Origin of the sequence: Hymenobacter cellulosivorans (genome assembly GCF_022919135.1) — a bacterium.
In the GTDB taxonomy this organism is placed as follows: Bacteria; Bacteroidota; Bacteroidia; order Cytophagales; family Hymenobacteraceae; genus Hymenobacter; species Hymenobacter cellulosivorans.
On record NZ_CP095049.1, the window covers coordinates 2,962,156 to 2,983,956 of the forward strand.

Genomic DNA, 21,801 nt, shown 5'->3' on the forward strand with positions numbered 1-21,801 from the left:
CTTAACCCTCCCCAAAAACAATACAAATAACTAAGGCTAACGGCTACGCCCCGGCGGGCTGTAGGGTGCAGACCGTCTTGCTCATAAACACACCCTGTACCCCAAATATTGTGAACTGAGCTGCGTTAAGCAGGGCCGAGCGGTGGTCAAACTCGTAGCTTTCCACGTGCTGGCTGTTCAGGGTGGTATCCAGGTCGTACTGGTCGGTCATGGTGCGCAGGCCCTGGCGGGCGGCTTCGGCTGGGTAAGCTTCCTCGTCTACTTTGCCTTCCACCACCAGAGCCAGTTCTACATCGGGCAGGGTTTCGGCCCGGCGCTTGATGCGGGTAGTGAACGGCAAATCCAGGTTGCCCAGAAACCGAGCAATAATGCGGGGCTGGCCGGGCACCGGCTCCTCCCCATAACTTTGCCCATAAAGAGCCGGAAACAGGGTGCCGTATTCATAGCCGCGCCGCAGCACGTCTTCCAGGTACCCGTCGCCGTGCAGCACCTGCCCGATGCCGGCAATCATGCCCGGGGTTATCTGGTCGGAGCGGCGGTACTTGCGCCGCAGCTCCGGTTCCAACTTAGCCCACTCGGCGCGCAACTCTTCCTTGTTGGCAATCCGCGTCAGGGCGCCGGTAGCGTCGGTTTCGACTAACAGCCGGCGGCGCAGCTGGGCCGTATCAGCATCGAGTTGGGCCAGGCCTGTGTTTTCAGTCTGCTTGAAATTCAGCACTGCTACCTCGTAGAGCCAGCCGCTCGCGGTTTTTTGCAGGGGCTGCTTCCGAAACGTCGTCTGCCGGGTATTCTCGTAGAGCATATTGCCCAGCAGATTGGTCGTCTGCACCGTCACGGTGTAGTCCTGAGTAGTCGGAGCTGGGGGAAACGCCAAAGTCATAGAAAGGACCTAAAGTACAACCAAGAAAAAAGCGCGGCCTTAGCCGTTAATCTTAACGGTGCTGCCGGAAATGTCGACGGTCGAGCCGCTGCTGATTTCCATTTTGCCCGTCGTGGAAACGGTTTTCTCCTTAGCGCTAAAGGCCATTTTGAGGGTGGCGTCGGCGGTAATATCCTTCTCAGCTTTGAGAGCAATGCTCTTTGTGGCCGACGTAACCTTGATTTCCTCCTCGGCCTCCATCGTGATGTTCTTGGCGTGCATCATGATTTCGCCCTTGTCGCCAGCCTCCAGCGTGATAGTGGAGCCCAGTACCGTTACCGGGCCACTGCTTTTGATGGTAATGCTGCCGTCGCCCTTAAAGCCGACTTCCACCGCCGTGCCTTTGTTGTTGGAATTGGAAATCAGGATTTTCTGCTCACCCTTGGTGTCGGTCATGACAAACTTGTTGCCGCCGGCCGTCTGTAGCCCTTTCAGGTTGTTCTGGGGGTTGGTGTATTTGGCGCTCTGCTTGTTCTGGGGGTGAAACACGTTGCCCAGTACCACCGGAAACTCGGCCAGACCGTGCTCATAGCCAACCAAAACCTGGGAGCCGAGTTCGGGCGTGAACAGCTGGCCTTTGCCGTCGCCGGAGTAGGGCGTGCTCACCCGCAGCCACGCCGATTCGGCATCCGTCGGCGAGGCCACAGGCCAGTAGTAGCGCACCCGGATGCGGCCCAGGTTGCGCGGGTCCTGCAGGTCGATAACCTCGGCCATCTCGGGCTGGGCATCAGAGGCGGCGTAGAGCGGATTAGGCGGTGGCGCCTGGGCGGCGTCGGGCATGCCCTCGAAGTGATTCTGATAGTTGCCGTCGCCGTCTACTTCGTGGCGGACCGACAACACCCGGAACTTGCCGTAATCCTGGCCCATGGCATCCTGCACGCTTAGCACACAGCCTGGGGTAATGTCGTAAGCCTCTCCGCTGCCTTCCAGGCTTACCTGGTTGCCGGCCCGCTTAGCGGCCAGATTGTCGAGGCTGCGCTGGAGCTGGGCCTGGTCGTTGACCTGGGTACCGGCCAGTAGGCGGTGGGGCTGGGTGAAGAGGTCGTCGGATTTCTGTACTGCAAACTGGCTAAACGGATGACCCCCGGCCGGAGTAGCGGCTTTGGTTTTGAGGGGCTCGTGGGTGCGGTAGTTGTAGTGGGCGCCCTCGGTTTTGCCCGGCTGCAGGTGCATGGAGAGCGTAAACATCTGGGCACTGCTGCTCTTAAAGGCAATGGTTTTGCCCGTGCCACGGCCGAGCTGCAGCGTTTCCCCATCGTAGTAAAACCATTCGCCTTGCTGGGCGGCCAAGCGGCTCAGAAAGTTGAAATTGGTTTCGTGGTACTGCACCGTGTAGGGCAGCACATCCTGATGCTGGGCTTTGAGCTGCTTTTTCAGGGCGTTGCCGTCGTAGGCGCCAAGCACCGCGCTGAAAATGTCCTGAATGGACTTCTTCACGAACGTTCGGCTCTGGGTACCATCTTCCAGCAAAAACGACGGACTGTAGCCGCTGACATGGTAGTAATTGACCAGGTCGGCGTCGGTCTGAATGCTGATATGGGTGATGATGCCCTTAAACTGAAAGGAGCGCCCGGAGTCGTTGGGCAGGCCGCCAGTCCAGCTAATGGCAATGTTTTTTCCGCTCAGCCTTTCGTGAGCCTGCGCAAAAAGTGCGTCCGGCTTGAGGCCAAGAGCCTTGCCCAGCGCCTCAAACGAGAAGTCGAGCGCGAAGGTGTGGTGGGTCAGCACATGCTGACTGAGCGTTAGTCGATTGTAGTCGGTCAAGGCCAGGCCGCCATCTACATGAACGCTTACATTAACTGGATATGACATTTAGTGAGTATATGAAGATTACAATGGAACCGGCGTAAAAGTAACCGAATAAATGAACTGACGTTACGTAATTAGCTTAGCTTGCGGTCGAAAGCTCTGCTATACAGGAATAATTTTTCCCGAGTAGCCCGGGTTGTAGCCAGCTTTTTGCTTAGATTATTACTGCGTTAAACGAATAATACTGCTATGAATCCAGGTTTTCAGGATGGTCAACGGCCCCGTGCCAATACCGTGTCTTCCTTGGCCAATACCGGCCACCAAACCCCCTTAAGTCGGCGGCCCCGGCCCGGAGCTGTGCAGCAGGCGCACCAAACTGGCCCCCGGCCCGGTCCGCAGCCCCAATCGGTACACCAAACGGCAGCTGTGAACCGCCAAAACCAAAGAACGCGCCAGGCCGCGCTGCTAACGGCCCAAAACACGGCCACCATCGTCAGCAAAATCAAAGCTGTGCCGTACGCCGAATACGACCCTCGCAAAAACCGGGGCTGGGAGATGACCGCAGACGCCAGTGGAGCTACAGGCTGGGAGCGGAAGAAAGTGCGGGAGCTGTGGGTCTTCAGCCGAGTTATCGACGGGTGGGGAACCCGGGAGTTTTCCGTGTTTAATCCCCAGAACGGACGTCATGTAAATTTTGTGCCTGCGGGCTACATTTCGGCCAAAACCCAGATTCAAAGTACCGCCAGCGCAACCGGCGTGTTTGGCAAGCACGCGGAAAGGGCCACGCTCTTCACGGCTACCACCCTCATGACCGGCGGGACCGGTGGAATTTTGGGAACCGGTGTGCGGGCTGTAGCCGGCCGCATGGTCGTTGATGGCACCACCCAGTTTGCCGGCGGACTTATGGCGCACGACCTGAATTGGCGCGATGCACTGGAGGAAGTCAATCTGACCTCTATGTTTATGGCCGGGCTGCCCGGCGGCGGTATGCTCAGCTCCCTGCGCAACAACACGGTGGGCGCTTTCTACGAGGTGAAAGTCAGTATTGCCGAGCGGGGGTTGAAAGGCGAAATGGCTGACTATCATACCATCGGCGGGGTTATCAACTACTTGCAGAAAGTCGCAATTGGCGTCGGGGCCGACTACGCTACCGGCAAGCTCTCGGCCCGCCTGGCACCCGTGCGCGGCTCTTATGCTTCGGCGGCTGTCAGGACCAAGGATGCCAACAAAAAGTGGCTTTACCAGCACAACGTAATGCTGCTCAAATACATGGATTATGGTATTGAGGCCAGTAAGTCGGTGGGAGAGGGGCTGAGCAATATCATTGAGGACGCCCTCAAAAAGGAAGAGCCGGCCAAACCCGCTCCCCGAACGAAACGGTAAAATCTATGTGGAAAAACCTGCCCGTTTTTCTCTTGTTAGCTTTCGGTGCCCTGATTTACTACTATTTCCAACGAGCCGACGAAGTGCATGCCAAAGGCAAATACACTATCGGCTACATTGATGGGGCGCACTGGGCCGTGAAAAGCGGGCGGCAAATCGACTATTCCTTTTCGGTGGCCGGGAAGAGCTATACCGGCGGCGAAGACGAACTCCCGCAGATGCAGCGAGACAATGCCCGGTACCTGATTAAGTACGACAGCACCAGCCCTGATTGGCACGCCGTGTACTTCTCCGTACCCATTCCCGACAGTATTACTGACGCTCCCAGCAATGGCTGGCAGGAGCCGCCCTTCCCGGTGCCGGCCAAGATTCTGCAGCGCTAAAAGCTGCCTGTAACTTACGGCTGAATAACTCTACTGCCCGTCAGGCTCCGCTGAAGCAAGGGCAGTACGGGTAAGAGCCGCGGGCTGAGAGTAGTGCCTAGCGGGTCAGCTCCCAGTTGCTGTCTTTTGTGGCGGTGCCCAGGGCCAGCTTGGCGGCGGCAATCTGCAGAGTGCAGTAATAAGCCGCCGGGGCATCGTCATCGGAGCCGAAAATTTCCTCGTAGGCCACGCACAGGCCTTCTTCGAAAGTCAGCTCCTCGTGGGCCAGGGGTTGGTCGATGCCATTGAAAAGGATAGCGCCGCTCAGCTTTTTCTCCGGGTCAGCGGCCCAGGCAATCAGGGCTTCGCTATCGGGTACCACGAGGCTGAGCGAGATAAGGCCGCTGCGCACCTTCGCCGCGGCCCGGCCCCGGTCGTCGGCGCGCTGGGTGAATTCGTAGCTGCAGTTCTCAATCGGGAACACATTGCCGTCCAGCAGCAGAGCACTTTGAAAAGAAGCCATAGCAGAATTAGGTTGAAAAGGCGAAAGTAAGGCCTACATGGGCCATTTGTTGTCGATTTCAACCGAGCCAATCGTCAAGCGGTTGGCGGATAAAGACAGGCTCATGGTCATATTCTGCGACGATTTGGCGGCGCTGAACTCCTTGCGCAGCCCCACGCAGAAAGCATCCTCAAAAGCAATGGTTTTGCGCACGGCCCGCACATCGGAGTGAAAGATGCTGATTGAGCCGCTCATCTTCTTCGTGTCGTCGAGAGCCCAGTGGTGAATCAGGTCGTCGGGCTGGGAGTCGAGCTCCACTTGCAGCCGGCCCCCGTGCACCTTGGCTTCGGGGCGGCCCACGGAGTCGGTAGACTGCCCAATGGACCAGCCAAAGCGGCGCACGTTGTAGGTGCGGCCTTCCAGGTTTAATTCAGCGTGAAAAGACATAAGCAGAAAGGAATTTGGAAGCTGATGGGCTGCTTCCGGGTGTAACAACTATGGAATAAAAGCAGGTAAATAACGTGCCCGGCTCTATCTAAAAGCCCTCGATACCGCCCGCCTGGGCTGGGCTCAACTCATACTGCAGCGCGGGACTGTCGGCGGGGAGTTGGGCTTTGAGCCACGTCCGGAAGGCATCCTGGGCTTCGAGGCGCACCCGGAAGCTTTCGGTGCTATTAGGAGCCGCCGTAATTCGGGCTTTCCAGCGGCGACCTTCTTCGGTTTTCAGCCACTGCTGGCGGTAGGTATCTACGGCGGCGCGCTGCCGGGCGTTGGCATCGGCCGGGTTGGGCACCGGAAACTGCACACCGCGCTCCTCCAGCATCCGGCGCACCTTTTGCTGCCACTTATAGGCTTCGCTGTTCTCGTCGCCAACCTGTTGATCCTGCACGATAAAGGCCACCGTGCTGCCCGAATGCGAGGGTTTGCGGAAGTCGGCGCCGCGCTCAATCAGGTACGCCACCTGTTCAAACTGGTTGAATGTGGCCAGTAGCTTCATCGGCGTGTTCCCCATCTTATTGACCACGTTGAGGTCGGCACCGTGCTCGGCCAGCAAGTGCAGCGCTTCGAAGCGCCGGCCCTGAATGGCATGAAACAAGGCGGCCTCGCCGTCCATTTTGCTGTTGGGGTCACCGTGGGCGTCGAGCAACGTCTTGAGCAGCGTCGGATTTTCACTGCCCGCCACCAGGGCCACGGGCTGTACCGGCTCCTTGCCATTAAGCAGGGAAACCTGGTTGGGGTTGGCTCCCAAGGCCAGCAGCTCGCGCACGCAGGCCTGCTGCTGGTTGGCTAGGGCAAACAGCAGCAGCGTCATACCATCGGGAGTGCTGTACGCCAAGTTGAGGTGCTGACTGGTAACTATCTGGCGGAGCGCCGCTGCGTCGCCGCGGTAAATGGCCTGGGCGGCGGGCAGCTCCGGCGCTTTAAAATAGGTTTCGGGAGACTTGGTAGGCATCGTGGGCGAAGAGGAAGACGGATGCTGAGAAGGTTGGGAACAAGCCGCGGGCAGCCCGGAGGAAAAGCCCAGGGCCAGCAGGGGCAGATACGCGAGTTTCCAGCCGGGCATAAGGGTCAGGGCCGCGTGAATTTCTGAATGGTGGCCGTGTCGGCGTCCTTTTCGGCCTCAATAGCGTTGACGACGGCCCCAATCGGATGGTAGCCAGCCTTATCCAGCACGTGCGGCGTGCCGAGCGACTTGGGAATCAGGCCGCCCATGTGGTTTTGCAGGCCGTTGAGCGGGTCGCGGTTGGAATACACGTTGTCGATAAGGCCCCCTTTGGTTTTCATGGCCTCTTTGGTAATGCCAAAAGGCTTCACCGAACGAGAGTGCAGACCAGCCGCGTTAAAGGTATAGCCCTTCGAGCCGGTAACCACGCTGGCGGCTGCCGCCAACCCGCCGCCGAGCGAGTGGCCAGTCATATCTAGGCCCGCATCCTGTACGATGTCGAGACCCGCCCCGTATTTTTCCTTCAGGTCCCGGGCGACTTCAATGGCCTGGTCGTATTGTTTGGTCGGTATGCCCAGAGCCTGGGTTAAGTCGGCTTTGATGTCGCCCCACTCGGTAGGGTTGGTGCCCCTAAAGGCCAGTACCTTGCGGTTGGGCTGCTCAAAATTGCTGTCGTAGAGGGCCGCGGCGAAGCCGGTTTTTTTGTCGTCCCACACCTGCAGCGCTGCCCAGCCCTCGGGCACTTCTTCCGTGAAGGTGGGCAACAGCCGGCCGTTGGGGTCGGCGGTAGTCGTAAACTGGTAGGCATGCTGGCTGAGCCGGGCCCGCTCCACGGCCACGTTGTTAAACGTGAGTCGGTCGACGGCCTTTTGCAGAATGTTGCGGTCGGCTACGAGGGGGCTGGAGCCGGCTTCGGCTACGGCGCTGTTCGAGTTGCCGGTCAGCAAAGAGCCCAGGCGGCCCAGCGGGCCCTTGCTAGCCGGAGCCGCGACGGGGGCGGCCGGGCCCGCTGCGCTAATGAGCTGGTCCATATCGGTGAGCTTGCTGCGGCCCGACTGCAGCAGGCGCAGACGTTTCTGGTAGCGTTCCACCTTGGTTTCGGCAACCTCCAGGGCCTTGGCTGCCAGGACCGCGCTGGGCACGGCCGGCACTACTGCGGCCAGCATATTGCTGATGGCTGCCGGGCTGCCGGCCGAGCCGGTGCCTAGCACAAACTGCGGCGCGGTGATGGTGAGGCTGCAGGTGTACGAGCCGTCTTCCCCCCGCAGCACGTCGAAGCTTTCCTGATAGCCCACGCACTTGGCGGCTTCGAAGTGGACCGATTCGTGGGGACTGAGCTGACTGGTGTCAAAGAAAATCAGGTGGCCGCTGAGTTCCTTGTGGGGCGTGGCCGCCCAACTTACCAGCGTGTCGTCATCCTGGGGTACATCGAGCAGCAGCAGCAGCGGGCCCTGGCGCACCCGGGCCGAAACCCGGCCCCGCTCCTGGACTTGCTGGCGAAACTCCAGGGCGCACCACAACACGGGGTACGTCTGCCCATCGATATACAGTTCAGCATGAAATGATGCCATAACAATGCGTTCTGAAGATGTGATACTACCGCAGGGTATACGTGCGGCGCCTAGTCGTACTGATTATATAACGGGGGTAATATAGTTGTAAAATTTCAGCTGCCCCGGCCAAGTCTCATCCGGCGCCGGCTTTCCAGCCTTGAAAATAGCCCCTGGCAGGGTCCCAAAGACCATTTTTAGGCTGACTTACAACTACGGTAGCGGAACCACGAAAAAAGACGAAACCGCCTTTTTTCGTGGCCGCCAACAAGCCGCTTCCCGAAAAAAAGAGTTTCCAGGGCCACAGTGCATTGCTGAAAGCTACCAAACACCCGCACTAAGCCACCGGACGGCTTTGGTTACTCAATGACAATCTGCCGCGACAGAGTCTGGCCAGGGCCTTGCACCTGCAGCAGATAAATGCCGGCCGGCAATCCGCGCACGTCCAGCTCAGTGCGGGTACCCGCCACGCGCTGCTGCCGTACTGGTTGCCCTATACTGGTAAAGAGGCGCACAGTTTGCAGCGTCAGCCCGGCTGGTACTTCCACGCGCAGCTGCGTACGGGCCGGATTCGGATAGGCTTGCCACGATACTGCTGGAGCGGCTGTTCGGGTGGGCAGCACCAGCGCGTAGCGGCGCTGGGCGGCATCGGCCGCGGCCTGCAGGGCCGGCAGGGTAGCAGCACCTAGTACGGCAAACGCTACCACCGCTGAGTCGCCGGGAGCCAGGCGGGGCAGGGCCGAGCCCACCACCTGCGACACATCGGTGCCTACAGTGGCTCCGACGCTGCTTTGCCGGGCTTTGTTGCTAAGGGTCAAAAACTTTTCGGCGCTGCTGAATCCGTCGCCCAGACGCACCGGCGTGCCGGCCCCAGCGTTATTGTTAATGGAATAGCAAGTCGGCGCACCGCCGCTCAGCAGCTTGACCCCAACATATACCGTGGGATTTTCCCGGTCGTAGGCGTAGCCCAGGGCCCGGACCGAGTCCCAGGCGGCGGCATTGCGACCTGCCTCGGGCAGCACATCCCAATCCATAAATAGCCCGGCATACAGGGGCTTGAGCGTGTCGGCTGTGATATTCTGCAGGTGATATTCCACTACGGCGTAGTCGCGGTCGGCAGCAGAGGCCCAGGCGTAGCCACGCTGCTGGATACGGATACCGACCGAGCCAGGGCGCTTGAGGCTGGGCACCGAATCCTGGAACAAGCCGACGGCCTCCTGGGTGGCCCGCAGCGGCTGGCGGCTCAACTGAATCTGGCTCAGGGAGTAGAAATCCTGGTTGGCCACGTTCCGCTCATTGCGGACCCGGTCGGCTACGCGCGTGGCTGAGGTAGCCACCATTAGCCCGCCCTCGTAGAGCAGCGGCGCGCTGCCTTTATAAGTCACGCTCTGCCCCAAATCGGAGCCCAGGCCGTCGTAGCCCAGATTGCCGCGACTGGTAAGCGTCAGGTGCAGGTCGTTGGCGTCGAGCACCACGTAGTCGGGGTTTAGGATCAAGGTCAGAAATTCCTCGGTCTGATAACCGTTGTCGGCCGTGAGGCGGTAGCGCAGCTGGGCCCGGGTGTTGATGGGTACGCTGCCCGCCACGACCAGGCGGAAAGGCGCGGCTGAGTTGGTAGCCTGGGCCAGGGTAGCCAATGAGCCGGCCGTAAAAGACCCCTGCCGTACCCTGACATAAGGCGAGAGCGACGTCAGGGCAACCGTCAGGCCGCTGACGGGCTGCAGCAGGTTTTGCACCGTAATGGCCACTTGCAGCGTGTCATTGGGCTGGTAGGCCTGGCGGGCGGGAGCCATCTGGGTGCTGATAATGCGGGCCTCGCGCCGGTCGGTAAAGCGCACGGCGTGGTGCACGTTGAGGCGGCCCGTGCCAAGCTTGCCACGCAGGCCCGAGTTGCCGGGCAGCGAGTATACGTCGTCGGCAGTTTGGCGCAATTGGGCCGCCACTTGGTCGGCGGTGAACTGTGGGAAGCGGCTGCGCACCAGGGCCGCCGCACCGGCCACCAGCGGGGAGGCAAATGAGGAGCCGCTCACCGGAAAATAGTCGCTGTCGTTGTTGCCCAGAATGGTCAGGATATTTTCGCCGGGCGCGGCCAACGACACGCGGTTGCTGTACGTAGCTGGGCCCGATTTTTCGTCGTTCGGAGCCAGGGCTGCCACCGAAATGACGTGGTCGTAGCTGGCCGGGTAAAAGTCCAGCTCGGCGTTGGTATTGCCGGCGGCAGCCACTACTACCGCGTTGCGGTTGACGGCGGCGTAGGTAATGACGTCCTGCTCAAACTGCGAACGGCTGCCCGGACTGCCCCAGCTGGCATTGATAACCTGGCAGCCGTGGTCGGCGGCGTACACGATGGCCTCGAAGCCGGCAAAGCTGCCGGTGGTCGTGTTGGGGTAAATCTTGAGTGGCAGGTACTTGCACTTGAAGCCCACGCCGGCCAGCCCCACACCGTTGTCGGGTTGGGCCGCCACGCAGCCGCTGACCAGAATGCCGTGCACGGGCTGAAACACGGCCATGTTGATGGACGCGTCGTTGTCGTTGTCGGCCGTGTCCCAGCCGCGAAAGTTGTCTACGTAGCCGTCGTTGTCGTTGTCGATACCGTCGACAGGGTCAGCGTAGTTTTTTTTGAGCTGATTGCGCAAGTCATCGTGGCTGTAGCGCGTGCCCGTGTCGGTGATGCCAATCACGATGCTCGTGTCGCCCTGGGTCACGTCCCAGGCGCGGTAGGCCTGGATGTTTTTCAGGTAAAACTGCCCATCGGTATTCGTTGAGTCGGCCAGCGGGTCGTTGGGCTGATAGAGCGGGGGACGGAAGTTCAGGGGCTCGGCATACTCCAGCACGCCGGTTTGCAGCAGCGTCCGGCAGGCTTTGCCCACCGGCACGTCGGTTTTGAGATTTACCTGATACACCAGCTGCAAATCCACGGAGCCGGGCAGCTCGGAGCTGGCGGGCAGGCTGCGCGGAAACTTCTGGCGCAGCTTGGTGGCACCCACCTGTTCCAGGGCCCGTTCCAGGGCGGGCAAGGCAATCTGGTCGGTGGTGCCGAGGGCTTTGAACTCCGGCTTGAGCTTGAAAACTAAAGTGTTCGGCAAGGTAGCCGTTACCTGGGCCCGTCCGGTCCGTACACTACCTAGCAAAGCCAGAAACAGGAGAAAATGTAGCAGTCGGGGCATACGCAGGGATTCGACGGTTCGCGGTTAGGTACGTAAATTTAACCGTTAGCAGGTGTACTTGCCGAGCTTGGGCCGTTACTTTTTGCCTAACCCGACTAAATTCTCCGCCAACGTCCGTTCCTTCTCTTTCCCAAGTCCTTATGACGCTGCCCACCCAAAAACACCAGGATACCATCGATACCGCCATTCGGGCTCTGCACGGACGCACGTTTTTCGCCGCTTTTCCCGAAAATCCTTCCCCCGAAATCTACGGGCCCGATGCTGACCGGCTGGGCCGCGCAGCTTTCGAGCAGCACCGAAACGGCCGCTTTGGTGAGCTGCTCCAAACCGGGGCCACGCAATGGGTAGGGCAGGAAGAGTCACCCTACGAGCAGCAGCCGTTGGGCATCGAATACCCGTTTTTCGAGCCGCAAACCCTGGTCGAACGGGCCCAGGCTGGCTTCGAGCCGTGGCGTAAGCTTAAGCCAGCTCAGCGCGCGGCCCTGCTCACCGAGGCCCTGGACGGTATCAAGGACCGGTTTTTCGAAATTGCCTACGCCACCATGCACACCACCGGGCAGGCGTTTATGATGGCCTTTCAGGCCAGCGGCCCCCACGCCGCCGACCGCGCCCTCGAAGCTATTGCCGCCGGCTACGAGGAGCAAACCCGCTTTCCGGAAGAAACCCGCTGGGAAAAGCCCATGGGCAAGTATAACCTGGCTTTGCTCAAAACCTGGCGGGCGGTGCCCAAAGGTATAGGCCTGGTTATCGGCTGCTCTACCTTCCCGACCTGGAACTCGGTGCCGGGCATGTTTGCCTCCCTCGTAACCGGCAACCCGGTGCTAATCAAGCCCCATCCCAAGGCCGTGCTGCCCATGGCCATTGTAGTGGCTGAGGTGCAGAAAGTGCTGGCTTCCTACGACCTGGACCCTAATATCTGCCAGCTGGCCGTGGATGCTCCCGACCGGCTCATTGCCGTAGATCTGGCCGAAAACCGCGCCGTCAAGCTCATCGACTACACCGGGGGCTCCCAGTTTGGCGAGTATATCGAGAGCCTGAAGGGCAAAACTGTCTTTACCGAGAAAACCGGCGTCAACTCCGTCATTCTCGACTCCTGCGACGACCTAGACAAAGTGGCCCAGAACCTGGCGTTTTCGGTGAGTTTGTACTCGGGGCAAATGTGCACCGCACCCCAGAACTTCTTTATTCCGGCCGGCGGGGTAGCAGTGGGCGACGAACTAGTGCCCTACGAAGACGTGGTGCAGAAGCTGGCCGCCGCCGTCACCAGCCTGGCTACCAATCCCAAGGCCGGCCCCCACGTGCTGGGTGCTATTCAGAACCCGGCTACTTTTGCCCGGGTGCAGCAGCTCACCCTCGACGGCGGCCGCAGCATTCTGCCCTACGGCCCGGTGGCCCACCCCGCCTACGAAAATGCCCGCACCTGCTCGCCCTGCATTCACGAAGTCGACGCGGGGCGTATCGAGCAGTTTAGTCAGGAGCTGTTCGGGCCAATTATGCTGGTTATCAAAACCCGGGATACCCAAGAAAGTATCCGACTGGCCGCCCAGCTGGCCCGGGAGTACGGGGCCATCAGCTGCGGGGCCTATACCACCGATGAGCAGGTAAAAGAGCAGATTATGGACCAGATGAGTTTGGCCGGCACCCCGGTGAGCTTCAACCTGACCGGCGGCATCTACGTGAACCAGAACGCGGGCTTCTCCGACTTCCACGTGACGGGCGGCAACCCGGCCGGCAACGCCTCCTTTACCAACCCCGAATTCGTCATCAAACGCTTTACCTGGGTCGGCTTCCGGGAGCCGGCACCTTCCCTGGCAGAATAACCGGCCAGCAAAAAGCCCCGCTGAGAACGTTCAGCGGGGCTTTTTTTATGAGTCAGCAACGGGAAAGTCGGGGAGAACCTACCGGCCGGGGTTTTTGTCAAACTTGTAGTCTTTGGGAGCCGTGACGGTGCCGGTTTTGTAGGGGTTGCGGGCGTTCAAGTCGATGCCAAAACCAGGACTGCGGCGCTTCTTAAACTTGGCTTTGTCGTTATTGCGGCGCGACGATTCGCTGTAGGCTTTGTATTTCTTGGGGTTGCCCCCTTGCCGGACCGTATCCTGGGAGCAGGCCGCACCGGTCATTAGCAGGGCCAAAGCACATATGTTTAGTAGTCGTTTCATGAGAGAGGCACTTGAAAACAGCCCATTCGGCCGGACTGGATTATGGTGCTCTAGTATACTAATAATGAGAAGGAAAAGATACGGTAACACGCGGCTGGCGCTTTGCACCCAACGGCGCAGCTTATAAGCTCAGCAGCTCCCGAAACAGCACCGACTGCTTGCGCGACACCTCCACTTCCGGCCCTTCGCGCAGCTTGATCTTGAGCGTATTGCTAAACCAGGGCTCAATGCTGTCAATCCATTTCAGGTTGATAATCTGCTGGCGGTTGGCCCGGAAAAACACTTTCGGGTCGAGGCGGGCCTCCAGGTGCTGCAGGGTCCGCGGAATCAGGGGGCGGTGCTGCTCGAAGTAGATTTGAGTGTAGCTGCCGTTAATTTCGAACAGCTTAATGTCGGAGAGACGCACAAACCAGCACCGCTCCCCATCTTTGACAAATACCTGGTCCTGGGCCGATAAGGGCGTGGGGGCAGGCTCTTCAGTGGGTGCGGCCGGGGTGGTTATGGCCGGCGTCAGGAGCTGGGTCCGGGCCTTCTCAAGCGCCGTAGCCAGGCGAGCCTCGCTGATGGGCTTGAGCAGGTAATCCAGGGCGTTGACTTCGAAGGCCCGCAGCGCATACTCGTCGTAGGCAGTCGTGAAAATGACCTGCGGGGCCGCGTCCAGGGAGGCCAGCAGCTCGAAGCCGGTTTCGCCGGGCATGTGAATATCGAGAAACAGCAAATCGGGCTGGAGCTGGGCGAGCTGGGTGCGGGCTTCGGCCGCGTGCCGGGCTTCACCCACAATCGTGATGTCGGGGAAGGCCTGAAGCAGGTGGCGCAGCTCGGTGCGGGCCAGGCGGGAATCATCAACCAGCAGGGCGTTCATAGTGGGCAAGGGCGGCGGGAAAGGAGGGGTAAGAAATGGGTCTGATAAACGGCTAGGCCGAAACCAAAGCCGCTGCCGCTGGTACGGACTGGGACAACGGGCCGGCTGGCAGGTGCAGTTCGGCCACCACGGTATCGGGCGTGGCCGGGTCGTTGGTCAGCTGCAGGCCAGCCGCCTTGCCGAAGAGCAGCTGCAGCCGCTCCCGGGCGTTGCGCAGGCCCACGCCCTCGTGGCCCGGCCGGGGCTGATACTGGCCGGTATTACGCACCGTAATCAGCAACTGCGGGCCGCTGAGGCGGGCTGTCAGCTGGATGTGGCCGCCGTCGGGGCGGGGCGCAATGCCGTGCTTGATGGCGTTTTCGACCAGCAGTTGCAGAGTCATGGGCGGAATGAGTACGCTCAGGGTTTCGGGCGCCACGTCGAGCGTGTAGGTCAGACGTTCTTCCAGCTGCATGGCTTCCAGAGCCAGGTAGTGCTCCACGATTTCCACCTCCCGCACCAGCGGCACTTTCTCGGTGCTGTTGAGCTGAATGGAGTAGCGCAGCAAATCCGACAGGTGGGTTATCATGTCGCGGGCCCGGGCCGGGTCTTCCGTTACCAGGGCCCGGATATTGTTGAGCCCATTGAACATGAAGTGCGGATTGATCTGGGCCTTGAGCATGCGCATCTCGGCCTCGTGCACGGCCGCCGCCAGCTTCCATTTGTCCACCTCGGCCCGTTTGTAGCTGTCGAGGTAGTGCAGGCCAAAGTACAGGACGGCCCAGAGCCAGAACACGAAGTTGCCGTACAGAGTGTAGAGCAGCAGCGCCGTCCAGCTAAACTGGGCGGGCGTGAAAATGTGCACTACAAACATCATAATCAGGGAAATAAGCGCCTGGGTCGTCAGGGACAGCAGGAAGTTGACGACCAGCAGGCGGGGCACCACGGCCAGCACCGACAGCCGGAGCCAGCCGCCGCGCCGGATAACGGCCCGCAGCAGGTGACTGGCTCCAATGTTGATGCCCACAATGCAAAGCTGGGCCAGCGCGTAGTTCACGGTTAGCTGGCCCATCACTTTGAAGATGGTGATGCCCAGCAGCGCGTACAGTCCCCAGCAGGTGACTTGCAGCAGCCAGTACAGCCGACGGCGGGTAAAAGGACGCATAAGCAGCGGTGAGTGAGGTGGTTGTGGGGCAGCGCCTTAGGCGGCCATAGCTACCAGCACCGGAGCCTGCTGGCGCTTTTTCTGGTAATCGAGGTAGAGCCAGGCGGCCAGCACCAGCAGGCTCGCCACGATAAAGCCGGGAATATAGTAAAGCTGCTCCACGGGCAGGCGGGTGCCCAGCCCCAGGCAGCCCAGGGCAATTACGCCGGCCATAACAGAAAAGGACTTGGTATTATAAAACCAGGCGTAGGGAAAGAAATGAGCCCCGGTGATGATACCATAAGTCATGATAAAGTATTGGGGGTGTTTGATATACATAAAAACCAGAATCGGGAAGTAGAAAAGCTGGGCGAAGTTGAGCCATAGGCCCAGGGGCTGAATGGGGTTGTCCTTGATGGTCCAGGTGGTGCGGAAAACCTTGGAAAACAGCAGGGCCATCGGCAGCATTACCCCGCTCATGCAGAAGGTAAACAACGCGCTGCGGCCGGGGCTGTTAGGCAGCATCCAGAATATCAGGGTAATGGCCGACCAGATCAGGCTGGCCGCTACAATAAAGTCCAGGCCGTTTTTGGCCTTTACCGAGAGCTCCAGGCGCAGCGCGTCCAGGTTAAGTTGAGCAGACATGGGGTAGGAGTGGGAGAGTGAAAGAATGAGGCAAGCAGGTGGCCGGCGCGGTATGCCAGAAATCAGTGGCCCAAAATGCGCCGCGCCGGCCAATATTCCTACTTGCGGGCTACCGCGTGCTGCTTCAGAAAGGCGTCCGTCTGGGCCAGAAACCACTGGGTGTCGTCGTACATGAGAAAGTGGCGGCCCGCTTCCGACATTTCGATGCGGTGCTGGGGCAGCTTGGCGTACTGCTGGGCGAAGATGGCGCGGGTGCTTTCCTTGGTTGAGCCGTACTGCTTATAGGCGGCCCAGGCTCCCAGCACCAGGGCCGGCTGCTGAATGCGGCTTAGGTCGGCGCGCAGGTCGGTGGTCATCATGTCGTACATGGCCTGGGCCACGGTGGCCGGGTCGGAGTCCTGCCCCCAGCGGGCCAGCTGCGTCACGCGGGCCGTATCCGTCACCAGGCTGCTCACCATCTGGCGCTGGGCCGGCATCGGCATCTTGCCCTTGCCCATCTGCTGGCGCATGCCTTCGGCCATGGGTTTGGCTGCTTCGGCCGTCAGGTTCGGGTTTTGAATAGCTGCCATAAACGGCAGCGAATCGACGATAACCAGCGGGCCTACGGCCTCGGGCTGGGTGGTGCTCAGCCACAACCCCATAAAGCCGCCCAGGCTGTGGCCCACCACGACGGGCTTGTTGAGCTTCTGGGTTTTGATGTAGCCCAGCAGCTGGTCACGCACACCTTGCAGGAAAGCAGTAGTGTTGGTGGCCGCGGGTTGGCCCCCGAAGCCGGCCAGCGACACGATGTGGCACTGGTACTGCTTCTGGTAGTGGGCCACGGTGGCGTCCCATACAGCGCCGGGACAGGTCAGGCCCGGAATCAGCAGCATGGGCTGGCCTTTGCCAACTACTTTTACTGTAAAACTGGGGTGAGCGGCGTTGTCGGCAGCTACGGCAGCGGTGGCCGGAGAAGCGGCGGAAACCGTAGCCAGGGGAGCGGCGGCCAGCAGCAGGGCGGCGAGGATGGGGCGGAGGGTGGCGGAGAAGTTCATCAGAGTAGGAGTTAGGTTGTCGTTGAATGATGGATCAAACCTAGCGCCTCCCGCTGCCGAACGGAACAACTTTTGGGCGAACGGTAAATTGGGCCGCTGACCTGCCTTTAACCCGGCCGAATGGCAAGCCCTAAAACGCCCGCGGCCCCAACTCATGAGGGAGTTGGGGCCGCGGTAATGGATAGTAGCGCCAAGCTCTGCTTCGCGCATCGGTGAGCCAGTCCACTGCTGGTCGTGCACCGCTACGCGAAGCAGAGCTTGGTGCTATTGCCTAATTGCCAGTGGGGCGCTCCGAGCCGGAGGCCTCCGGGGCACAGGCAGCGGAAGTTACTTTGCCGTTGGCGTCAAACTGAATCCGGATAGGCTGGGTGTCGGTGGCGCTGCCAAACAGGTAAGACCAGGTTTTGCCGTTGGTGCCGGCCAGGTCTTCCCCGGTGGGCGGGCCCATAATGCCGCGTACCTGCTGCTCCGTCATACCAACCTGCACCTTGACGCAGTTTTCGGCATTCTGAAAGCTCTCCTGGGCCGTGCAGCCCGTCAGCAGGGTGGCTGCCAGGGCCACTGAGGAAACGAAGATTCTCATCGGAGCGGGGCTAAATGATGTTGCGCAGGTCCTCGCGCAGCGTGTCGATGCCCCGACGAATCTCGTCCCAGGCGCTGGTCGGGCGCTCTTCGGTGCGGCCGGCAGGGCCTACAAGGTCAGCCAGCTTGGCCCGTTTCACTTCCAGAGCCGCAATGTGCTCGTGGTAGGTGTTTTCGGAATTGACGGTGGTGGCGTGGGCGCGGTTGCGCAGAGTTTTGATTTTGGCGTCCAGCTCGTCCAGAGCCTGGTGTAGCTCCGTTTCGCTCAGGTGCTGGGGCACGCGCATGTTTTCGGGGGAGGGAGTGTAGGACATCGTGGTAAAGGCTAAGCAGCGACGTGGAAAAATCTCCGGGCAGGAGGTAGAAATACTGTACTGATTTTCTCCAGCAAAGGATACTGCCAATGTTACCAACACAAGCACAACACAAGCGTAACGAAGGCTTCACCGCGAAGCTTTTTTCAACGCATAGCTTTGTCTGTCTGCTTGATAACCTTTCGCTATGCTACGTTTTCTACCGCTATTTTTATGGATCCTGCTGCCAGTGGGGCCTGCCATAGCCCAAAGTCAGCTCACGGCCGCCCTCACGGATAGTGGTACGGCCCCTAGCGCGGCGAGCAGTTCGGCCCCGGCAGTACCGGTTATCTATCATACGGCCGAGGAAATGCCCAGCTTTCCGGGCGGCGAAGCAGCTTTTACCAAGTTTTTGCGGGCCAAGATTCAATATCCGACGACTGCCCTCAATCACGGCACCTCGGGTAAAGTCCACGTAAGCTTCGTAGTCGATGAGCAGGGCCACATCCTCGACCCCAAAGTGGTCAAGGGCCTGGGTTTCGGCCTCGACGAGGAAGCCCTGCGACTGGTGCGCATCATGCCCTGGTGGAACCCCGGCAAGATTGGCGGCCAGCCGGTAAAAGTTGCCTACACCCTGCCCATCGTCTTCCGGGCCCTGGAGTAGGAGGTGAGCTGGCGAAACAGGGAGATGGTGAGCTTTCGTCTGTCATTGCAAGCGAAGCGAAGCCATCCGTTCTCTGCGAAGGTAGACACTGCCTTTTCCCAGAAAGCCCTTTATTTCAAGTGAAGTAAAGGGCTTTTCGCGTTGGTAGAAACGGCAGTGGGGTCGGTGAGCAAGGTCCTTCACGCTGCTTCGCGCCATTCAGGATGACAGCCGAGAACCTAACTACTGACAACAAACAACTAGCAACTAAACTCCTTCGGGACGCCCAGCTCCCGGGCCAGGGGGGCCGCACCGGATTGCCACAGGCGCTGGAGCAGTTCCTGAATGGCGGTGCTGAGTTCCAGGTGGTAGTCGGCGTGGAGCTTCTCGGTTTGGCGCAACGCGTCGTAGGTGCGCTTGGCCAGGTGCTGAAGCAGGGGCTGGGTGGGGCCGTGCAGCTTGTTTACCAACTGGGGCTGGTGCTCAAAAACCCGGTTGAGTAGGCGCAAGGTCAGCTCCACCTCGCCGAAGGTGTCCTCGGTAATCTTGGCGTGGTAGCCGATGCGGGCCTGGAGCTGGCGCACGATGACTAGCAGGTCGTTGGGGGTTTGATGGTAGCCGCGCACCGGGTCGTCAATCTGGGTGCGGAGCTGGGCGCGGCGGTCCTCCAGCGCGTCGGGGCCTTCGAGCAGTCGAAAGGCCAGCTGCTCGGTCAGGACCGCATCCTGGGCCACGAGGCGGGCCAGGAGCTGGTCTTTTTCCTTTTGGGGTAAGTTGAAAAGGGCTTTGCGCAGGTCGGGGGAAAGGGCGGGCATGCAGTACAGCTAGGTCAGACTACAAAACACGCAAAAGCTACGCAGTGTGCCACTGCCGCGCCATTTTCCAGCAGTTTACGGCTATAATTCCCCACAAGAAGAGTATCGGTAATTGCCAAGCAGAAGAGAAGAAGGCTTCCTGCCAGGCTTGCTGCCAGCGCGTAAACCAGTTTTGCATCTGGGTTTCGAAGGAAGCTGGTGAAGGATGGTCATATAGTACATCGTTGCAAAGGCAAAATTCGGGTAGTTCCAAGCCCGAGCTATTAGGTGGCCGGTAGGCTTCCGTAAAAGCATATAAAGTGGTTGGCTCGTGGTGAAAGTCGACCAAATACTTGGGTGTAGCGGCATTGGCCCAATCCAGCATTCGAATCATACTAGCGTAGGTGGAGCGGTTTTCAAAACGGATGCGAATACCATGGGCTTGCAATGAGTCTAGTTGCATAGCTTCAAAAGCCTGTCGTGCTTTTTGTGCAGTGGCCACATCCTGTTCGGCCACTCCGGTCAAGGCAAAGTCCTGCCAGGACCGGAAGTGGGCTAGTTGGGAATAATATCGTAATCCTGCTTCAGGAATTACGGGAGAAGACTTTTCAGGCTCATCATGCCTGGGAATAATAGCATCGGATACTGGCTTGGGAGGAAGCGTTAGCTGCATCACGTACCGCGTTTTCAGCAGCTCATACCAGGGCCGTACAGCCAGACACCCCACCAACAGTAGAAACCCCAGCGCCAGCAAGCCCGGCGGAAACAGCAGGGGCCGACGGTGGCGACGGGCAAGGTAGAGCATCATGATAGCAGGGTTGATAGGTCGGTAACGGCCTATTTTAACAAATAATACATGGTCCTAGTCCGGTGCGCTTGTCCCAATCAATGGATGATTGGCGGCGCATGGTTCCCCCATAAGCTACTTCATCAAGCTCAGGTTGTAGTTCACCCCCAACCGAAACCCGTGGTTGAACTCAACCACCGGCAAGCCCGAAATCGGCTCGTCCTCCGCGTGCTGGGTTATCTGATGGAGGTAGACGGCTTCGAGGCGAAAATTGTCCTGCACCTGAAAGCCCAGGCCCCCAGCCAGCCGATTCTGGTTGAAGACCTTGCTTACGTTGCGCCCAAAGCTCAGAAATACCTCGTCGAAGCCCGTCAGGTACCATTCGCCGGCTTCCAGGCGCGGGCCTTGCAGCGGCAGCGTAAGCGCCAGCTGGTAGCGGATGCGGTTCTGGTACTCCCAGCTTTGCACGGCCCGGCCTCGGCCCTGGGCTAGTTGGCCCTGCCAGCGCTGCTCCAGCCGCAGGCGCTGCTCTAGTCCGACATGGCCCAGGGTGTCGCTGAGCTGGACATCCTGGTAACTGCGGTGCTCGGGAAGGGCACGCCGGTATCGGCGGTGGGAAAGTCGCCGTAGGGCTGGGTTATCAGGTTGGTATAGCCGGCAGCCACACTCAGGCGGGGTAGGAGCTGGTAGGCCGCGCCCAGGCGAGCCAGCTGCTGCTGGGGCTTGGTCAGAAACTCGGTGCGCCGCCATTGGTACTCGGTGTGCAGCGTCCAGCGCTTACTGAGTTGATGGTCGCCCTCGTAGACGTACCAGCCGATGCTGTTGCGGTCCTGGATCCGGTTGGCTTGCCCGAAGGCGGCGAAAGAGCCCCAGCAAAGTAGAAATGCCGCGCCGGGCTTGAGAAAAGACATACCCGTTAGACGACAGGTTTGCAGTTCAGGTTAGGAATAATCTGCGTCAAATCATTCTTGAGCCTGCCGCCATTGCCGGAAAAGCCGGCCAAACGAAATTAGCCCTAGCAAAAGCAGTAGGTATAGTGAGTGACGCCAGTCGGGGAGGAGCAGAGGTTGGTAGGTGTCCGGGCTAAACAGCTTGCTTAGGTAGTCGCCTAGCCAGGACCAGAAAGGGGCAGGGGCTTCCGGCAGCAGGCATGGGCCCGGAGAGAACGGTACAAATTTCAAATCATGGCTGTAGTAGGTGCCAAGTTGGGGCTTGCTGGTAAAAGCGTAGAGCGTAACCATACCTTGGCGACTATCCAAGAAGTATTTCTGCAAGCCAAGCACGCGGATATAATCAATCAGCTGCACCAGACTCTTGTAGTCGGTAGCGTCTGCAAAGCGAATCCGTAGCCCTTGATCCTGGTCAGGGGCGGCGCGTAATTGCCGGGCAATATACTTGGCCCTACTCGTCGCCAAAGCATCTTGCTGCGCGTTGCCGGTTAAGTGCACCGTTTGCCAGGGACGGAAGTTCTCCAGCTCCGCGGGCGTTTGATAAAGTTCCGGCGCTAAGTTGGAAAGCGCCTGGTCAGCTGCCAGAGGCATGGCTGTTACCTCCAACACGTAGTGCTGCTTCAGCCACTCTGCCTGCCGCCCCACCACCCAGCAGCCCAATAATAACAGAAACGCCAGCGCCAGCAGGCCCGGCGGAAACAGCAGCTGACGACGGTGGCGGCGCAGGGCGTACATAGAAAATGTGGTAGGTAAAATAGAACAACGCAGCGGATTTCGAAACCAAGATACCCGCCGCCGCGAACAAACGCGGCAAACATCCCGCCTGCTTTCCCGTTTGCACAAGCACTGACTT

At 59.8% G+C, this 21,801-nt stretch carries 23 protein-coding genes; 4 read left to right on the forward strand and 19 right to left on the reverse strand.

Features of this window, described 5'->3' with window-relative positions; translation table 11 throughout:
• Positions 1-43: 43 nt before the first annotated feature.
• The gene (locus tag MUN80_RS12570) at positions 44-880 is read right to left on the reverse strand and encodes a hypothetical protein (RefSeq protein WP_244724654.1); all 837 of its coding nucleotides are present in this window, start codon (positions 878-880) and stop codon (positions 44-46) included.
• Between the two features lie 39 nt (positions 881-919).
• Positions 920-2,731 carry a type VI secretion system Vgr family protein gene (locus MUN80_RS12575; RefSeq protein WP_244724669.1) on the reverse strand — a complete coding sequence of 604 codons (1,812 nt, stop codon included), beginning with the start codon at positions 2,729-2,731 and terminating at the stop codon, positions 920-922.
• A gap of 186 nt (positions 2,732-2,917) precedes the next feature.
• On the opposite strand from MUN80_RS12575, the gene MUN80_RS12580 reads away from it, so the two are divergent.
• Together MUN80_RS12580 and MUN80_RS12585 are read left to right on the forward strand one after the other, a co-directional pair.
• Positions 2,918-4,051 carry a hypothetical protein gene (locus tag MUN80_RS12580; protein WP_244724671.1) on the forward strand — a complete coding sequence of 378 codons (1,134 nt, stop codon included), beginning with the start codon at positions 2,918-2,920 and terminating at the stop codon, positions 4,049-4,051.
• 5 nt (positions 4,052-4,056) lie between these two features.
• Positions 4,057-4,434, forward strand: coding sequence for a hypothetical protein (locus MUN80_RS12585; protein WP_244724674.1), 378 nt, complete (start codon positions 4,057-4,059; stop codon positions 4,432-4,434).
• A 97-nt stretch (positions 4,435-4,531) separates the two neighbouring features.
• Here the strand turns inward: MUN80_RS12585 and tssD (MUN80_RS12590) are convergent, their stop codons facing one another.
• From tssD (MUN80_RS12590) to MUN80_RS12610, 5 genes are all read right to left on the reverse strand, one after another.
• Complete coding sequence (tssD, locus tag MUN80_RS12590) at positions 4,532-4,936, reverse strand: type VI secretion system tube protein TssD (protein ID WP_244724677.1); 405 nt, start codon at positions 4,934-4,936, stop codon at positions 4,532-4,534.
• Positions 4,937-4,969: 33 nt separating this feature from the next.
• Entirely contained in the window at positions 4,970-5,362 is a 393-nt protein-coding gene (gene tssD, locus MUN80_RS12595; RefSeq protein WP_244724680.1) for a type VI secretion system tube protein TssD, read from the reverse strand.
• 88 nt (positions 5,363-5,450) lie between these two features.
• On the reverse strand, positions 5,451-6,479 hold the full coding sequence (locus MUN80_RS12600) for an ankyrin repeat domain-containing protein (RefSeq protein ID WP_244724682.1): 1,029 nt from the start codon (positions 6,477-6,479) through the stop codon (positions 5,451-5,453).
• A gap of 5 nt (positions 6,480-6,484) precedes the next feature.
• Positions 6,485-7,930, reverse strand: coding sequence for a type VI secretion system tube protein TssD (gene tssD / locus MUN80_RS12605; protein ID WP_244724685.1), 1,446 nt, complete (start codon positions 7,928-7,930; stop codon positions 6,485-6,487).
• Positions 7,931-8,268: 338 nt separating this feature from the next.
• A complete protein-coding gene (locus MUN80_RS12610) occupies positions 8,269-11,076 on the reverse strand; it encodes a S8 family peptidase (RefSeq protein ID WP_244724688.1) in 2,808 nt (935 codons plus the stop codon).
• A gap of 140 nt (positions 11,077-11,216) precedes the next feature.
• Here MUN80_RS12610 and paaN point away from each other — a divergent pair, with 140 nt between their 5' ends.
• Entirely contained in the window at positions 11,217-12,896 is a 1,680-nt protein-coding gene (paaN, locus tag MUN80_RS12615; protein WP_244724690.1) for a phenylacetic acid degradation protein PaaN, read from the forward strand.
• A 78-nt stretch (positions 12,897-12,974) separates the two neighbouring features.
• Here paaN and MUN80_RS12620 read toward each other — a convergent pair whose 3' ends face one another.
• From MUN80_RS12620 to MUN80_RS12650, 7 genes are all read right to left on the reverse strand, one after another.
• Positions 12,975-13,235: a hypothetical protein gene (locus MUN80_RS12620; RefSeq protein ID WP_244724692.1), complete on the reverse strand. Its 261-nt coding sequence runs from the start codon at positions 13,233-13,235 to the stop codon at positions 12,975-12,977.
• Positions 13,236-13,356: 121 nt separating this feature from the next.
• Positions 13,357-14,097 (reverse strand): LytR/AlgR family response regulator transcription factor, encoded by a 741-nt coding sequence (locus MUN80_RS12625; protein ID WP_244724883.1) that lies wholly within the window; start codon positions 14,095-14,097, stop codon positions 13,357-13,359.
• A gap of 52 nt (positions 14,098-14,149) precedes the next feature.
• Complete coding sequence (locus MUN80_RS12630; RefSeq protein WP_244724695.1) at positions 14,150-15,241, reverse strand: sensor histidine kinase; 1,092 nt, start codon at positions 15,239-15,241, stop codon at positions 14,150-14,152.
• Positions 15,242-15,277: 36 nt separating this feature from the next.
• On the reverse strand, positions 15,278-15,865 hold the full coding sequence (locus MUN80_RS12635; protein ID WP_244724698.1) for a DUF7010 family protein: 588 nt from the start codon (positions 15,863-15,865) through the stop codon (positions 15,278-15,280).
• Between the two features lie 98 nt (positions 15,866-15,963).
• On the reverse strand, positions 15,964-16,899 hold the full coding sequence (locus tag MUN80_RS12640) for an alpha/beta fold hydrolase (protein WP_244724702.1): 936 nt from the start codon (positions 16,897-16,899) through the stop codon (positions 15,964-15,966).
• A 271-nt stretch (positions 16,900-17,170) separates the two neighbouring features.
• Positions 17,171-17,482, reverse strand: coding sequence for an outer membrane protein assembly factor BamE (locus tag MUN80_RS12645; protein WP_244724705.1), 312 nt, complete (start codon positions 17,480-17,482; stop codon positions 17,171-17,173).
• Between the two features lie 10 nt (positions 17,483-17,492).
• Positions 17,493-17,795 (reverse strand): sll1863 family stress response protein, encoded by a 303-nt coding sequence (locus MUN80_RS12650; RefSeq protein ID WP_244724708.1) that lies wholly within the window; start codon positions 17,793-17,795, stop codon positions 17,493-17,495.
• Between the two features lie 187 nt (positions 17,796-17,982).
• Between MUN80_RS12650 and MUN80_RS12655 the strand changes: the two genes are divergently transcribed.
• A complete protein-coding gene (locus MUN80_RS12655) occupies positions 17,983-18,438 on the forward strand; it encodes an energy transducer TonB (protein WP_244724711.1) in 456 nt (151 codons plus the stop codon).
• 239 nt (positions 18,439-18,677) lie between these two features.
• Here the strand turns inward: MUN80_RS12655 and MUN80_RS12660 are convergent, their stop codons facing one another.
• From MUN80_RS12660 to MUN80_RS12675, 5 genes are all read right to left on the reverse strand, one after another.
• Entirely contained in the window at positions 18,678-19,232 is a 555-nt protein-coding gene (locus MUN80_RS12660; RefSeq protein ID WP_244724713.1) for a hypothetical protein, read from the reverse strand.
• Between the two features lie 37 nt (positions 19,233-19,269).
• Positions 19,270-20,019, reverse strand: a complete 750-nt coding sequence (locus MUN80_RS12665) for a hypothetical protein (RefSeq protein WP_244724715.1) — start codon at positions 20,017-20,019, stop codon at positions 19,270-19,272.
• A 114-nt stretch (positions 20,020-20,133) separates the two neighbouring features.
• Positions 20,134-20,547, reverse strand: coding sequence for a DUF2490 domain-containing protein (locus MUN80_RS25985; protein WP_262922075.1), 414 nt, complete (start codon positions 20,545-20,547; stop codon positions 20,134-20,136).
• Positions 20,529-20,909, reverse strand: coding sequence for a DUF2490 domain-containing protein (locus MUN80_RS25990; RefSeq protein WP_262922067.1), 381 nt, complete (start codon positions 20,907-20,909; stop codon positions 20,529-20,531). Before MUN80_RS25990 ends, MUN80_RS25985 begins: the two co-directional genes overlap by 19 nt.
• A 51-nt stretch (positions 20,910-20,960) precedes the next feature.
• On the reverse strand, positions 20,961-21,791 hold the full coding sequence (locus MUN80_RS12675) for a hypothetical protein (RefSeq protein ID WP_244724716.1): 831 nt from the start codon (positions 21,789-21,791) through the stop codon (positions 20,961-20,963).
• Positions 21,792-21,801: the final 10 nt, after the last annotated feature.